Source organism: Paraglaciecola sp. T6c, from assembly GCF_000014225.1.
GTDB lineage: Bacteria > Pseudomonadota > Gammaproteobacteria > Enterobacterales > Alteromonadaceae > Paraglaciecola > Paraglaciecola atlantica_A.
In genome coordinates, this window is record NC_008228.1 from 2759376 (window position 1) to 2773902 (window position 14527).

At 44.2% G+C, this 14527-nt stretch carries 13 protein-coding genes; 3 read left to right on the forward strand and 10 right to left on the reverse strand.

Going from position 1 to position 14527, the window contains the following annotated elements:
- Window positions 1-169 precede the first annotated feature (169 nt).
- Complete coding sequence (locus tag PATL_RS11575) at window positions 170-3043, reverse strand: UvrD-helicase domain-containing protein (protein ID WP_011575067.1); 2874 nt, start codon at window positions 3041-3043, stop codon at window positions 170-172.
- A 218-nt stretch (window positions 3044-3261) separates the two neighbouring features.
- Window positions 3262-3882, reverse strand: coding sequence for a hypothetical protein (locus PATL_RS11580; RefSeq protein WP_011575068.1), 621 nt, complete (start codon window positions 3880-3882; stop codon window positions 3262-3264).
- 512 nt (window positions 3883-4394) lie between these two features.
- Here PATL_RS11580 and PATL_RS22690 point away from each other — a divergent pair.
- The 3 genes from PATL_RS22690 to PATL_RS11590 all read left to right on the forward strand — a co-directional run bounded on the left by PATL_RS22690 (window position 4395) and on the right by PATL_RS11590 (window position 6050).
- On the forward strand, window positions 4395-4535 hold the full coding sequence (locus PATL_RS22690; protein WP_157043409.1) for a hypothetical protein: 141 nt from the start codon (window positions 4395-4397) through the stop codon (window positions 4533-4535).
- Window positions 4536-4835: 300 nt separating this feature from the next.
- On the forward strand, window positions 4836-5348 hold the full coding sequence (locus tag PATL_RS11585; protein WP_011575069.1) for a DUF421 domain-containing protein: 513 nt from the start codon (window positions 4836-4838) through the stop codon (window positions 5346-5348).
- Between the two features lie 75 nt (window positions 5349-5423).
- The gene (locus PATL_RS11590) at window positions 5424-6050 is read left to right on the forward strand and encodes a trimeric intracellular cation channel family protein (RefSeq protein WP_011575070.1); all 627 of its coding nucleotides are present in this window, start codon (window positions 5424-5426) and stop codon (window positions 6048-6050) included.
- Window positions 6051-6088: 38 nt separating this feature from the next.
- On the opposite strand, the gene PATL_RS11595 is transcribed toward PATL_RS11590, so the two are convergent.
- From PATL_RS11595 to PATL_RS11630, 8 genes are all read right to left on the reverse strand, one after another.
- Window positions 6089-6772: a Fe2+-dependent dioxygenase gene (locus PATL_RS11595; protein ID WP_011575071.1), complete on the reverse strand. Its 684-nt coding sequence runs from the start codon at window positions 6770-6772 to the stop codon at window positions 6089-6091.
- A 118-nt stretch (window positions 6773-6890) separates the two neighbouring features.
- On the reverse strand, window positions 6891-8000 hold the full coding sequence (locus tag PATL_RS11600) for an alpha-hydroxy acid oxidase (RefSeq protein ID WP_011575072.1): 1110 nt from the start codon (window positions 7998-8000) through the stop codon (window positions 6891-6893).
- A 100-nt stretch (window positions 8001-8100) separates the two neighbouring features.
- Window positions 8101-10440 (reverse strand): TonB-dependent receptor, encoded by a 2340-nt coding sequence (locus PATL_RS11605; protein WP_011575073.1) that lies wholly within the window; start codon window positions 10438-10440, stop codon window positions 8101-8103.
- A gap of 6 nt (window positions 10441-10446) precedes the next feature.
- The gene (locus PATL_RS11610; RefSeq protein ID WP_011575074.1) at window positions 10447-11457 is read right to left on the reverse strand and encodes an energy transducer TonB; all 1011 of its coding nucleotides are present in this window, start codon (window positions 11455-11457) and stop codon (window positions 10447-10449) included.
- Window positions 11457-11876 (reverse strand): ExbD/TolR family protein, encoded by a 420-nt coding sequence (locus tag PATL_RS11615; RefSeq protein ID WP_011575075.1) that lies wholly within the window; start codon window positions 11874-11876, stop codon window positions 11457-11459. Before PATL_RS11615 ends, PATL_RS11610 begins: the two co-directional genes overlap by 1 nt.
- Window positions 11873-12298, reverse strand: coding sequence for an ExbD/TolR family protein (locus PATL_RS11620; RefSeq protein ID WP_011575076.1), 426 nt, complete (start codon window positions 12296-12298; stop codon window positions 11873-11875). Before PATL_RS11620 ends, PATL_RS11615 begins: the two co-directional genes overlap by 4 nt.
- Before the next feature lie 5 nt (window positions 12299-12303).
- On the reverse strand, window positions 12304-13005 hold the full coding sequence (locus PATL_RS11625) for a MotA/TolQ/ExbB proton channel family protein (protein ID WP_011575077.1): 702 nt from the start codon (window positions 13003-13005) through the stop codon (window positions 12304-12306).
- A 487-nt stretch (window positions 13006-13492) separates the two neighbouring features.
- Entirely contained in the window at window positions 13493-14518 is a 1026-nt protein-coding gene (locus PATL_RS11630) for a hypothetical protein (RefSeq protein WP_011575078.1), read from the reverse strand.
- Window positions 14519-14527: the final 9 nt, after the last annotated feature.

Genomic DNA, 14527 nt, shown 5'->3' on the forward strand with positions numbered 1-14527 from the left:
ACGAAAACGAAGGCCGAGATAATAGCAACAACTAAGTGATGAATGTATGTTTTTGCCTGCTAATGCTCTGTATCTTACGAATGTCACCCACACGAATTGGGTAACATGTTTTTTTGCACTTATTTTTTTTACATCTTGGTTTTTATTACATCTTAGTTTTTATTACATCTTAATTTTCATTACACAATGTAAGCTCAACATCGTACGTACCATTCATTAACTCAGTGACAAAAGCGCTCGCTTGGGTCATGTCAGCGAGGACATAAACGTGATGTTTAGCACGAGTAAGCGCTACATAAAATAAGCGTCTTTCTTCTGCGTACGTAAACGTTTCTTGTTTGGGTAAAAGTGCCTCTACCACAGGTGAAGTGACTTTATCTGCCGGAAAGCCATGCTTACCTGCAGTCATGCCGGTGATAATGGCGTAGTCCGCTTCCTTTCCCTTCGCTGCGTGAAACGACAAGCACTTTATATGTAGCTTAGTGTATTGCTTATTGAGCGCTTCTAGACCTTCTCTATCCGGTAGTTGAAACCAAAAACGCGCTAAAATGTAGACTGTAGGCTTTGAGCACTGCCGCAGTGTATCCTTCTTGCTGCTCTGTGTTGGTCTAATTTTTTCGGTCTTCCCGCGCTTATTATGTTGCTCAGATATTTCATCCACTTTGCCTGCTAAAGTAGCTAACGCTTGGTGCAGTAACTTTTCAGTATTTGATGACTGAGTCTCGCTGTTTAATCGAGTATCACTGTATAGAACCCTTATTCTTGGGTCCGCTACTTTAACGAGAGAGCGAATATTCTTGGTTATCTGCGCCGGATTTCGACTGATAAATTGAGTGGCCACATCACCAATTCTATTATTGAAACGAAACGTCTGGTCTAAAACATTTTCAATGCTGTGGCCGAAGTACTGGGTAAACTGCGTAGTCAAGCTCACATCTGCGCCACTAAATCGATATATGGCTTGCCAATCATCGCCAACACAAAATATAGACGCCGATTGACTTTGTTTGCGCGGTAACACCTCACGGCTTGAAGGCACACTCTCATTTTTTCTTGGTAACGCGCTAACAGAACGCGTGCTGTCTCTTAGTGATCGCACTAAACGAGCTCTAGGCTCTGAGATATCCTGAAACTCATCCACCATTATGTATCGCCATGGTGCTGTAAAATGCCCTTTTTCCACATACGTTATCGCTTTGCTGATCATATCTTCAAAATCAATGTAAGCGTGCTGGCTCAAATGCTTCTGGTAATGCTGAAATATAGGCCGCAGCAAAGTAAAAGCAATTCGTGCTTGCTGAGAATCAATCGCTTTGCCCTTTGAGGTGATATCGGCCAGCACAGCTTTTACACTGAACTTACTAGAAATAGCTGATTTGTATAAGCCGATTAACTGACAAAACAAGATTGCAAGTTCGCTCAAATAATTAGATTTTTGTAACGTGTTCAGCATCTTTTCATTTAATAAAGGAACGTTCTTGACCTGTAATTTATTGGCAGAACGTTTCAGTATGCTGTTCAATTTTCCGTTAACGTATTGATAATAAAATAGTTCAATACATCTTGAACCATGATAGCTATACAGTTGTCGTTTATTTTCCATCATTGCTTGATAACGATTGTTATCGGTATAACTGGGTGTATTACCCTCATCATCTAGCACGTAATATTCGATATACACATCAGCGTGTGGTAAATAAAAATCTGCTCTGTTCCCACCGATATGCTTATTTTCAACGTCAAAAGCATATTTAGCTTGGTAACGATATTCAATGCCATTTCGATACAACCAGTTAGCAATGTGCAGGTGTCCGAAACAATTTACCGGCTCCCCTTTCAATGTACGCACATTGTTTTCATTCAAATAACGGGAGTAATCAGATAAAGCGTCAAAATCGAACGGACTCATTGATTGATAGTAATAGTTGCTTAAGTATTCAATCACTTGTTTTTGATAGGATACATTTTGCAGCTGATTTTCTAGGCTTGCCAATACCCATTTATTTTTCTTTTGCTCGTCATTCACCCATGGGGATAAGGTCGGCTTTTTACCTTCGACGCTGGTAATAATGTATAGTCCCAAGCTGTGAAAAGTGCTGGCTTTGATGCTTTGTCCGTCTAGCTTGTGCTTAATGCGCTCGTCTATTTCAGTGGCGGCTTTTTGACCGTAAGCCAGTAGTAAAATATCGTCTGGTTTCGCTTGACCGCTCGTTAGCAAGTAGCCTGCTCGGCCGACCATTACACTGGTTTTTCCGGTCCCTGCTCCAGCAAGTAGTAGATTATTGTCATCATCTATAATACAGGCGCGTCGTTGTTTGTCTGTTAAAGGGTTTGACTCAACTCGCTGAAAAAAATCTGCATGCAAATGAAGTTGTTTTTGAATGTAGCCTTCTCGTATTGCCGCAATATCCGCTTGCTCCCATTGATGCATTGCCTTTAGCTTTATAACAGCCTCTTTTACGGTACTGTCCAAAGGAGCATTCTGCGCCCAAGTGTGCCATCGTGGATACTCAAGCGCTACGCGCTGCTTAATGGCGATGACGTGTGAATGCCTGAGATACCTTGCTTGCGTCGCATTTTCTATGTTATTCACCAACTGCAATAATCTGCTTTGGTGGTAATTCCCCCACTCAGCCTGAATCTGACCTGCTTGAAATTGGCTACTACGGTATCCCAAAAAATGCAGTTCATGAGCCAATGCGTTTACCTGGAATATCATCGTAGCGCCAAGCCAGCGCCACTCAAAGGCAGGTGGAATATCAAAATGTTGCCAAGATAAAAAGGTGACAGATTTCTTTTCACCGCTGCCTATATGGTTAGCACCCAAAAGTGATTTTAATTCTTTTGATAGTCTGGCACCTTCTGGAAAATACACACCGGACTCATCGAATTTAAGATCTACTTGTAGCGGGGAAAAAATTCGACCAAACCAGCTTAGGCTAATGAATCGTGCTTCTTCGGGGTTTTGGTCACGTGCTGATGGGGGCGTTATTGCATAATGTGGAGGATTGTCCGCACTTGGCGGTAAGGAATTCGAATGCAAGGAAACCTACTTGTTGATGAGTTAACTGAAAAAGAAAATAACAAACTGGAAAACAGTACGGGAGGCACAGTAGTGCTTGCTCTTTGAATGAATGGCTCGTAAACAGCACAGACGTAAAGGCTAAATAAAAACAAAGTTAGAATAAACCAAAATATCGCCGCCATCTCATCACCGGATTTGGCTCTAAAAGGCGGCGTTGCTCAGCTGATATTACTCTTTTAGTAGGTTCTTTTCACCCAGCCTACCAAATACCAACTGTCTGCTGCATTTTTGGATTTACGGATAGCGCTGATTTCTTGCAGATTTTTTAAGCTGCTTTCTAACTCATCTTCCATTAGAGCGCTGCGCTCATAACGGATCAAGTGAGAGTTAATTTTAGTCAATAAATCTTTACCGCTGATCGTATTAGTCCTGCGGGCTCTGACAAACCACATACACCAGATCACCATGGCGTCGTTTTCACTGATGGTCACCTCTTGCAAATCGCTTATCAGGCGCAGCAGTTCAATGAAGGCGTAAATCCCCAGCCATGGCTCCTGCTTGTGCTGAAATCCACTGGGTTGGCTTCTCTCAATATGCTCAATTAACGTACTGATACTAAGCTTTATATTGCCGGGTTTAATCGCATCCGCCGTTTGTTGATTAGTGCCGATGTTTGGATCTGTTTCATCGTTTGAGATGGGCTTTTTAGGGGCTCTAACTGAAATTGCAGGATTAAGGGTGGTATTGATAAGCTCTTCGGTAGAATCTGGCTCAATCCCCACCTTCAGCAGTGACGAGCGCAATACTTGATTCACTTCTTGCTTTTTACTATTAGCCACATCGATATCAGGTTCCATTTATGTACCTCCATTTTCATTATTATTTATTCACAAACTGAGGTACTTACTAACCTGACATGTTCTTTTTAAGGCGTTGAGCCCTCAATTATCAGGACTACCATACGCTGCTTATATCTGCACATGCCGACAATAAATATTGTTTGTATGTAAGCTTCATCAGTTTGTTTAGGCTTATTCATAATCTCGTACCATCTGCTTGTTGCCCGGTACGGTAAATTTGAATGCCTTAGCGCTTTAAATGCATCGCTATGCTACCACATAAACGCTCGAATATCTCGCTGTAAACCCATTACACAACGTATCCAACGTGCAATAACCGGTGATAAACTGTGCATATCGTGACTTATGGCATCAGAGCGACAGGTAGATACGTTTTTCTCCCTCTGACTCGCTTTCTTGAGCTAAGCAGTGGCCTGTATACCCCCAATGTTATTTAAATAGAAAGTCCCTTTTAAATAAGTTCTGTTCTTTAGCTAGATACTGCTTTTTAGATACGTGCAGCGCTTAGAATGCCAGCCAATTGTGTCGTTGCTCAACCAGCGTTTAAGTTTGAAAATGTACCTGAACTTGAACTTGAACTTGACCTTGAATTTAAAGACGAGACCGTAGATAAAACTTGTGAGCATAAACGTGGCGACACAAAACATTGAACCGCTTTTTGCTCGGCATTGCCCACGCTTCCTTTGCAAATGCTACATACGCAGTAAGAAAAAAATTACCTTCGACTCGCCTATTTCCCCGTGTTAACACAAGTGTATCGTACACCTCAAACCTCAATCCCCCCTTGGGGCACGGGTTCTTTATCCACCTTTACAATACCTTTGCAGATATTTCGACATTGGCATAATAGTTGATTTCTAGAAGAGTCGTTAAAGCGCGAATATCCGCTCGCAAGGACACTGAAATGTCTACCACAGTTCATTCATTCAACACCTAAAATGGAGAGAAATATGTTTTTTGAATCTTGGAGTGAAATAACGCGCATTGTCACTACTACCTTGATTATTTATCCCTTTTTGATCATAGCGACACATTTAGTGGGGAAACGCTCATTTGCTAAAATGAACAACTTTGATTGGATAATCACCGTAGCAGCAGGCTCCATCTTAGGCTCTGCTATCTTATTGAAAGACGTGGTCATTGCTGAGGTGTTAGTCGCGGTTAGCCTACTTTTCCTTTTACAGTATTTACTTACTTGGGCCAGCGCCCATTTTTCGACTTTCGACAAAGTGGTAAAAACCTCGCCACAACTCGTGTTTTTCGACGGTGAGTATATAGAGCATGCGATGAAAGATGCACGCCTGACCCGCATTGAAGTAGAGGCAGGTGTTCGAAAAGCCGGTTTCGGTGATTCAAGCCGAGTCATGGCAGTGGTGTTTGAGGCTGACGGCGAGTTAAGTATCGTTCCGAAAAGTGAAATTCATGATCAACTTATTATGAAGTTACGCAGTGACGCCAGCTAATACCTATTGGCCAATCATTACAACCTCAGGGGTAAACACCTTGTCCATAGCCCTTAACAACCTCAGGTATTGAAGATGACTGATGACTACTTTCATGTCCTCAACCTAATTGGTGTCGCTTTTTTTGCTGTATCAGGCACGCTGCTCGGCTACGAAAAAAAAGTGGGTGGCTTTGGCGTGGTCGTGGTGGCCAGTGTGACCGCATTAGGTGGTGGCTCTCTTCGCGACTTATTGCTGAATGAGCCGGTATTTTGGGTCGCCGATCCAGACTATTTGTACTCAACCTATGCTGCAATCTTCATATCAGTCGCATTTATTCGCTACCTGCCCCATGTTTCGAACTATTACTTCTTGCTGCTCGATGCCGTGGGCATGGCCATTTTTAATATTGTCGGTATTGAGAAATCTTTAATTGGCGGAACGGGTATGCTCATCGCCATAACCATGGGCACCACTACAGGTATTTTTGGTGGGCTGATCCGTGATGTAATTTGCAGGGAGGTCCCGTCAGTTATGCGGGGGGAACTGTACGCCTCTGCATGTGTATCGGGCGGTTTAGTCTATGCTGTGCTTTTCTCTTTTGGCGCGCCGTACATATGGTGTATTTTGGGCTCGTTATTTGCCACTGTCTTCTTGCGAATGGGGGCACTTCACTGGAATTGGCGGCCAAAAATATTCAAGAAACGCCATTATAAAGACTAACTTGCCATAAACTCATAGTAACAGAGCATTGAAGCGACTTAGCACGTCGCCCAACTGCGCATCAGGTTGTGGTACACCCCAGTTAAGCGTTTTACTTCAGCATCGTTACTGCCCAGCTCAACCGTAAGCGCTTGAATAGATTGGTCCAAATCAAACAACATACTGCGCTGATCGTTACTGCGCACTAGACTTTCAATCCAAAAGAACGAGGCTGTTCTGCGCCCTTTTGTCACCGGATTAACTTGATGAAGGCTATTAGCAGGATACAGAATCACGCTACCCGCATTGAGCTTAATTTGCTGCAAACCAAACTGGGTTTCGATACTGAGTTCGCCGCCATCGTAGGTTTTTGGCTCTGATAAAAACAACGTGGCAGATAAATCTGTGCGTAGCATCTGATGACTATTTGGAATAGGCATCACAGATGCATCTACGTGTAACCCGTAATGCTCGCCGCCTTGGTAGCGATTAAATTTAGGAGGATAAATTTTATTCGGCAGTGCAGAAGACATAAACAACGCATTTCCCGATAATTTACGAATGACCGTATTTCGAAGTTCGATAGCCAATGCACTGCCATCGTCAAGTTGTTGATTATATTTTACTTTTGAAGCCTGACTACCCGCGGTGTGTTTACCATCTAGCCACTGGCCTTTATCTAATGCTTGGGTGAATTGGGTAACTTCTTTTTTAGACAGTAGGTCTTCAATAACGGTTAACATGGGCCTCTCTTTCGTTTATGTGTTTTTGCATTTTTTTACTTTGCTCGTAAGGTTTTTACGTCGTTATCGTCTTCGCTACACTTTCGCGCGAAATACAAAATCAGCCAGCTGATTAACGTTAATAAATGCAATCTAGGGTAATATCACTGATGGTTTCACATCCGGTTAATGCCATTGCAAGCTCTAACTCTTGCTGAAGTAAGGTCAGACTATGGGCAACTCCCAGTGCTCCTGCAACAGCCAGGCCATTTAGTACGGGGCGGCCAATTAATACACCGTTAGCACCTAGGGCTATGGCTTTAAAAATATCGGTACCTCGGCGAATGCCACTGTCTAACAGTATGGGAAATGCCTCACCTACCGCGCTTCGTACTGGCGGTAACAAATCAATGCTCGGGGCAAGGCCGTCTAGCGTGCGCCCGCCGTGGTTCGAAACCACAATACCCGCGCAACCACTTTCGACCGCTAACAAGGCATCCTGTGGATGGCTAATGCCCTTTATCCAAACAGGTAAGTGCGTATTGGTGCGCAGCCATTGAATGTCATCCCAATCGGGCGCATCAGCCATCAAACCGTTGAGTAACACACTTTGTCCAGGCGATAATGACTGTGCCTTTGAGGTGGGATAATTTACCAAATTTGCTGCCACCACACTGGGGGGTAATGAAAAACCAGCTCTTTGCTGGCGATTACGAAGGCCGCTTACAGGAGCATCTACGGTCACCACTATGGAGGTATAACCCGCTTTTTCTGCTCGTCTTACCAAGTCAAGTGTATGCTCTGGATCCGGCTGCATGTAAAGCTGGAACCATTTACCTGTATGTTGCGCAGCGCTGATCTGTTCAAGTGGAAAGGTCGACAAGGTGCTGGTTAGCATCCCCATGTTAACCGCGTTAGCCGCTTCCACTGTGGCTAATTCACCTTGTGGGTGCAACAAGCTTTGATACGCTAAAGGGGCAATCAACATTGGCCAACTAAACCGGTCTCTGCCCAAGGCAATTTCCGTGGTGCCTTTGGAAAATTTACGCAACACGCGTTTATTCATGCCGATAGCATCAAATGCAGTCCTATTCCGATTCAGGGTAATGTCGTCCCCTGCTCCGCCAGCAATATACTCATAAATACCGTGAGGCATATAGTCTTTCGCTAAACGTTCATAATCACTGATAGCAATCACATCGGCTGGAATTTGACTTAGTTTAGGTAACACGTAATGATCTTTTTTCATGGCTAAATCTTAACCCAAAACAAAAAAGGGAGCACGTTGTAAACCAACCTACTCCCTTGATTAAATTACACAAATTGTAATAAAACGTTTTTAGCTAAAATTAAAACTCGTACGTTAACGTTAGCTTGGCGTTTCGTGCTGCACCAATATAGGTAAATGCACCACTACGGTATGCTGCTAAGTAGTAATCTTTATCTGTCACGTTAGCAACGTTAAGACGAAGATTTAGCTGCTCACTGAAGGCATAGGTCGCGAATACATCGAACGAGGTGTAGCTAGGCACTTTATACGAGTAATCATCGATACCAGTGTTATAACCAGCTGCAGAGTCAGGCTGACCTGCGTACATCTCGCTTGAGTAGGTCATAGTGCCACCGAACGAGAAAGCATCGCTTGCTTGATAACGTAACTGCCAAAACGCACTGTTATCAGCAAAATTACTCAACGTGAGGCCTACACTGTCGGTGTCGAATGACTCAAGCACTTCGGCATCCATAAACGTCACACCAAACTGAGTGCTTAAGTCTTCGGTGATATTGCCTACCACTGAGAATTCAGCACCTTTAACGCGGTTTTTGCCCGTGTTTAGCGTACCGATACTGGCGTAGTCATCGTCACCGATGCTTTCCATTACGTCGTCTTTGGTGATTTGGAAAATAGCAGCGGTTAGCAACAACTTATCGTTATATACGTTCCATTTCGTGCCTAATTCGAAGTTTTCGGTGTCTTCCGGTTTACTGTCTGTTACTTGTTGAGGGTCGCCACAGATACCGCCGTAACCACAGTTGCCACCTAAGTCAGACTCGCCACCGTTGATGTTGCTTGATGTGCTGTAGGTCAAGTAAACATTAGCATCTTCGTTGATGTTGTATACCACGCCAACATGACCATTCCAAAGCGTGTCAGAATAGTCGTAAGCCGTAGCAACACCTCGACTGGTCACGACATTGTCGTAGTCGAAGCTATCAGCACGTACGCCAGCAAATACTGACCAAAACTCGTTAATATCAACCGTGTCCATGATTGAGACTGATACAGTATCAATAGAGTAATCAGAGTCTTGTGCACCTTTTTCAATGCTGCGACCCGTAACACTGTTGATGTTATCAATATAGTTACCGTTTGCATCTACGATACAGAAACCAGCTGATGCACCACCGCGACCAGATGTCACACAGTTGGTATCACCAGTATTAGTCACATTATAAACGCCATTATCTACATCAAGAGCACTGTACTCTGCGCTCACTACAAAATTATGCTTTAAACCGCCAAGATCACGGGTTAAATATACGTTTAACTGATCCGCGAAGTAATCCACCTCTTGCCAACCTTGGTGTGTGCTAAGGCTAACGGTTGCTGCGCTTGGTGCGTCTGGATCGCTAGCGTCACGGTTGGTGCCGCGGGCGCCTGTCGTCACATAACCGTTATCGGTCGTCCCGTAACGCATTAAGTTTTCAACACGCGTATCACTGTCTATTTCGTATTGTGCGCGCAAGGTAAAGGTATTAATTTCGGACTCAAGAAAGTCTTGTCCATCTTGAGAGTAAACAGGCAAATCCGCCACTGGCTTACCGCCGCCCGCAACAATATAAGTACCCAAGTCAGGGGTATCTTCTGCTTTTAAGTAGTAATAATCAGCGGTAAGTTTCAACTTATCTGTTGCTTTGTAATCAACAGAAAGCGCAAGACCATTTCGTTCTTGATCTGCAGGGCCACGATCTGGAATTTCTTTATACGAATGCAAAATATTGGCGCGTACTGCTAGGTCGTCATTGATGCGTTTGTTGCTATCAAGGGCGATACGGCGGTAATCCTCTGTGCCTAAACCTGCTTCGAGCTTAGAGAAGTCATATTCCGTGCTCGCTTGCTTAGTAATGCTGTTAACCGCACCACCTGTTGAACCACGACCAGCAAACGTAGAGCTTGGGCCTTTCGTGATTTCAACTTGCTCTGTTGCAAAACTTTCACGGGTTGTCATGCCTGGATCACGTAAACCATCAACAAACACGTCACTGCGTGCTTCATGGCCGCGGATAATGTAACGATCACCAAATGCATTTCCGTTTTCACCTGTACCTAGGGTAATACCAGGTTGTGCCGCGAGGATGTCTTTTAAGTCAGTTCTTCCAGATTCTTGAATTTGAGTTTGCGTCAGTACACTGATGGTTTGCGGTGTATCGGCCAGCTCTTTTACATGGCGTGAGTCGCCTGAAACTTGCGCTTTATAGGGAGCACCCGCTTGCGCGTAAGGGTTGGTATCAACGGTACGCTCTTCAATTTGCATGGTGTCCAATACAATGGGTTCGTCTTCTTGAGCCATAGCAAACGGGCTCATTAACATGCCGGGAACGCTTAATGCTAACAAGGTTTTATTAGTGTTAACCTTAGGTGAGCGAAGGCTCAATGGCGCTATTTGACACGTCTTTTTTCTACTCATGGGTAACTAATCCTTAAATGCTGAGTTGGTGATTAATGAATATTCAATGGGGATCACGAGCGTGATCTTTTCTCGTTTAATTGAATCGGGTACAAGTGGCAAAGGGTTGGCCTTTTGCAACATATCAAGCGCAGCCTTATCCAGTTCAGCTGAGCCTGAGCTTTTTTTGATGCTAGAGGCCAATACATAGCCATCGTGATCGATGGTGAATTGCAACTGCACCACGCCTTCAATTTTTTGCTTTTTTAAATCTCTTGGGTAGGTTTTATACTTGCGCAAATGCGCCTGCAACTGCGCGAAGAAGTCATTCGCATTCCCAGCTCGGCCACCGGAGCGTGTTGAGCTAGCACTGCCCGTACCACGATTTGTGGCTTTTTGTGCAGTCGGTGCTGGTGCATTTTGCTGTGCTACTTCGGTAGTCGACTTGGTCACGTCTTGCTGGTTTGTCTCGGTCTTTGTTACCTGGGTTTTGTTTACTGGCGATTCAGGAACCTCATCTTTAGGTTCGACTATTTTTTGCAGCGCATTTTCAGCCGAAACTTGCTCGATTACAGGTACGTCAATGCGGTCCAATTTTGGCTCAGGGTCGGTTTTCTCAATGACTGGCTCTACTTTAGGCTCAATGATGGACTGCGGTTTTTCTACTAGCTCTGGCTCAACTACCGGCTCTGGTTCAGGCAATGGTTCAGACTCTGGCTCTGGCTCTTGATGGGCCTCAAGGGTTTCTTCTAATTGTTCAGACTCAACAAGCTGTTGATCTTGATACGATCCGAGCATCCCTAAACCGACTTCAATACCGTCTTGTCCTTCTCCCATAGCACTGCCCTGTACTTCTTCGGGGGTAATTGAAAGGGCAGCAAATACGCTGGCGTGCAATGCGGCGGCTACAGCGATCGCTACCAACCACTGGCGTTTATGCCCGCTAGTATGAAAACTCGGCGAAAGTAAACCAATGATGCCTTGTGATTGACTGGCCATGCACTGTTGTTCAGTGTTTTGTTGTGTAGCAGCACGCATCAACTTGCCTCTGTCGTTAGGGTGAATAAGTTGATGGTGCTAAACCCTGCAGCGCGTAACATATCTAGCACTTTGTCTAAATCTTGGTACGTCACTTTTTTGTCGGCGCGCACAGCAATATTGGCTGAGTGCTCCTGTAATAGTGTGCTCAATGCTTCAGGTAATTCGTTAACGCTGACAACCTCATTATTGAGATGGATCTCATTGTCTTTTGATAGTTGTAGGGTTATTGGTTGTGCGATAGCCGGTTTGGTTTGGCTATTGTCTGGCAAGGTTAATCCTGCATCCTGAATTTGCTCGATTTTCCCTGCAATCATAAAGAAGATAAGTAACAGAAAAACGATGTTAATCAATGGGATCAGATTGTCGTCACTGTTCGCTTTGCGTTTTGAGCCCTGTGCTTGATTAAATAAGCTCATTGTTGCCCCGCTATCGCGTTAGCCTGAGGACGAGACTTACCCAAAGTAACTTGCGTAAAACCCAATACCTTCATGCGTGAAAGCGCATCAACAATGACTTGTACTTGCGTATCAGCTGCTGGCTGTAACACCGTTGGCAAATGCGTTTCAAACACATTTGACAGGGCTGAATCTGTCAGCGTTGCGCTGTTCCCAACCGACAGTTGTGCATCGGATAACTGCCCGTCCGGGCTTAAACGTAAGAGTTGTGGTTTGCTGTCAGACAACACACTGGCCGCCAAACTCGATTGCATTTCCACAGTACTGAACTTGGTGAAGGACGAGGTCAGCATAAAGAACATCAGAAGAATAAATACCACATCAATTAATGCAGTCAGACTGATACTTTGTTTTCGGCGTTGCGGCAGTAGCAGGCTAGACATAGTAACTACTCAGCGCCTTGATGACTTGTGGGTTGCTGCTTAGTCGGCGATGGCTTTGAGCTAGACGCGTTTTTATTGTTCATTGCAGAGCTGTTAGCACTCGCGTAGATGGTGAACACGCGCTGGAGGTCATTTTGAATGGCTTGTGACTCAACTTCCGCTTTACGTTCGAAGTAGCTATTAAGCATGGAAACGGGAATAGCCACAGCTAAACCAACCGCTGTGGTAAGAAGTGCTTGCCAGATCCCACCAGATAATACGGCAGGATTAACCTGAGCACCGGCAGATTCCATAGCTTTAAATGCTTCTATCATGCCGATAACCGTACCAAAAAGTCCCATTAGGGGGGCTAACGTGGCGATAACTTCTAATACACGTAGGTAACTATTGAGCTGTGCGATGGCGAGTTGTGCTTGGCGATAAATTTCATCTTTGATGTCGTCTAATGCCAACGAGGATTTATCGATTAACTGCACCGTACTGCTAATAAGTGCTGCGCGATAATTACGCTGACCATTCACTAGCAACAATGCTTGAGCGTGTTTACCTTGTTGTAAAAAACCGAACGCTTGTTCAATTGCATCAGCGGGTTTTGGGCGCGTGCTATAAAATTGCCATGCTTTAAATACACCGACACTTAACGCAACCACGGATAGGCTGATCAAAAGCCACACCACTACTCCACCATTTACAAGCAAATCAATCACAGCAATACCCTAATAACAATCTAAATGAGAACGATTATCAATTTACAACGTTATAGGATTTGTGACAACTGTTTATTGAACTAAATCTAACGATAATTGTCGATTTTTCTTATTTTGGTTATAAAGAAATCAATAAAAGCAGCATACAAGTTATACACAGGCTCATATTGACAGGGATAACCAATGTCAAACTAGCAACCAGCAGAGATTTATAAATAAATGATATTGACTTGTATTTAGAGTGTCAGGAGTGAACGTCTCTCAAAAAACAACGCTAAAAAGCCGAATGTTTTGCATTTGTGTATAAAAACGCAAGGGTGGAGGCACAGTTCATGCTTAATGACAAAGCAATGAACGCCTGATTTGCAAAGAATCTGTAGCGTCAATCAACACAAAGAACAGGTACTTATACTGAGAAAAATACACAGGCATAGACACATGCTTAGAGAATAAAATGTTCGCTTTATCTTTTGCTCTTACCCTAACGTTATTTGTTTTTCAGCAGATCTTGTAATGCTTTGGGTAATCGACCGCGTAGCCGATAAGTCAGGTTTTGTTCGTGCTTTTGCCAAAGGATCCCCAGATAAACAATACTCGCGCCGAATAATGTGAGCATAATAGGAAAAAGCCAGCTGTCTTTAAACACGTCATAAGCTAAGTATCCTAGATAACCACAGACCCCCAGTGCACCAAAAATAACCAAGACCCTGCGTACCAACACAATGCCAAACCCCATCATAAGAAGATTGATACAGCAGTAGGCTAACTTAGACAATTCGCTTTGAGAATGCTGCATAGACAAACCACACCAAAAAGCAATGGTGCCAAACAGGTACAACCAAAACGCATAATCCAGTGAATTGCGGGAGCGAATATCGACCCAAAATGCTAGGCCTAAAATGAGAAGGCCCATATACATAGAAACCAATGCACGTAACTCGAACTCGGGATAATCTGCGGTTAACATAACCGCGAGATCCATCGATAAGTACCACAGCGTGAGTGCAATGGGCATCAGCAAGAATGGATAGCGATAAATTCTCGCTAATACTGCTCCTACGGCTAATGTAGCCAACTCCATATACAGCCAGTGCCACTGAACGTAGCGATGATAATCACGGTAGTTGTCTTCACTCGGCCATACCCCCAATAGGTGTTGCAATCCAAAAACGGCTAACGGTGTTAAGCATATGACAAAGGTGGCACATATGCCTGCCACAGTAGGTAAGCCTTTCTTTGCTAAACGATTGGCTAACATTATTCCTGCTATAGCGTATACCGCACACAGCGTAACAATGCCCGAACCCCCAAATGACTCCCAGCCTAACGTCATAAAAAGTGTCATTGCGCCGATAGCGACAAGACCACCGAAGTAATAAAGCAGATGGGTGAAATCAAACGTTGCAGTGGTACTCGGTAAACCGTCAACGAACAGACTTAAGCGCTCAGCTTGTTCACGACTCAGGATACCCTCTTGCACCGCTTGTGCTAGCTGGCTCTGACTAATATCCATATGACTTTC

Bases quoted from the DNA above. Each gene is read 5' to 3' on its own strand.
- PATL_RS11580 (WP_011575068.1), bottom strand. From the start codon at position 3,882: ATGGAACCTGATATCGATGTGGCTAATAGTAAAAAGCAAGAAGTGAAT.
- PATL_RS22690 (WP_157043409.1), top strand. From the start codon at position 4,395: ATGCCAGCCAATTGTGTCGTTGCTCAACCAGCGTTTAAGTTTGAAAAT.
- PATL_RS11585 (WP_011575069.1), top strand. From the start codon at position 4,836: ATGTTTTTTGAATCTTGGAGTGAAATAACGCGCATTGTCACTACTACC.
- PATL_RS11590 (WP_011575070.1), top strand. From the start codon at position 5,424: ATGACTGATGACTACTTTCATGTCCTCAACCTAATTGGTGTCGCTTTT.
- PATL_RS11595 (WP_011575071.1), bottom strand. From the start codon at position 6,772: ATGTTAACCGTTATTGAAGACCTACTGTCTAAAAAAGAAGTTACCCAA.
- PATL_RS11600 (WP_011575072.1), bottom strand. From the start codon at position 8,000: ATGAAAAAAGATCATTACGTGTTACCTAAACTAAGTCAAATTCCAGCC.
- PATL_RS11605 (WP_011575073.1), bottom strand. From the start codon at position 10,440: ATGAGTAGAAAAAAGACGTGTCAAATAGCGCCATTGAGCCTTCGCTCA.
- PATL_RS11610 (WP_011575074.1), bottom strand. From the start codon at position 11,457: ATGCGTGCTGCTACACAACAAAACACTGAACAACAGTGCATGGCCAGT.
- PATL_RS11615 (WP_011575075.1), bottom strand. From the start codon at position 11,876: ATGAGCTTATTTAATCAAGCACAGGGCTCAAAACGCAAAGCGAACAGT.
- PATL_RS11620 (WP_011575076.1), bottom strand. From the start codon at position 12,298: ATGTCTAGCCTGCTACTGCCGCAACGCCGAAAACAAAGTATCAGTCTG.
- PATL_RS11630 (WP_011575078.1), bottom strand. From the start codon at position 14,518: ATGGATATTAGTCAGAGCCAGCTAGCACAAGCGGTGCAAGAGGGTATC.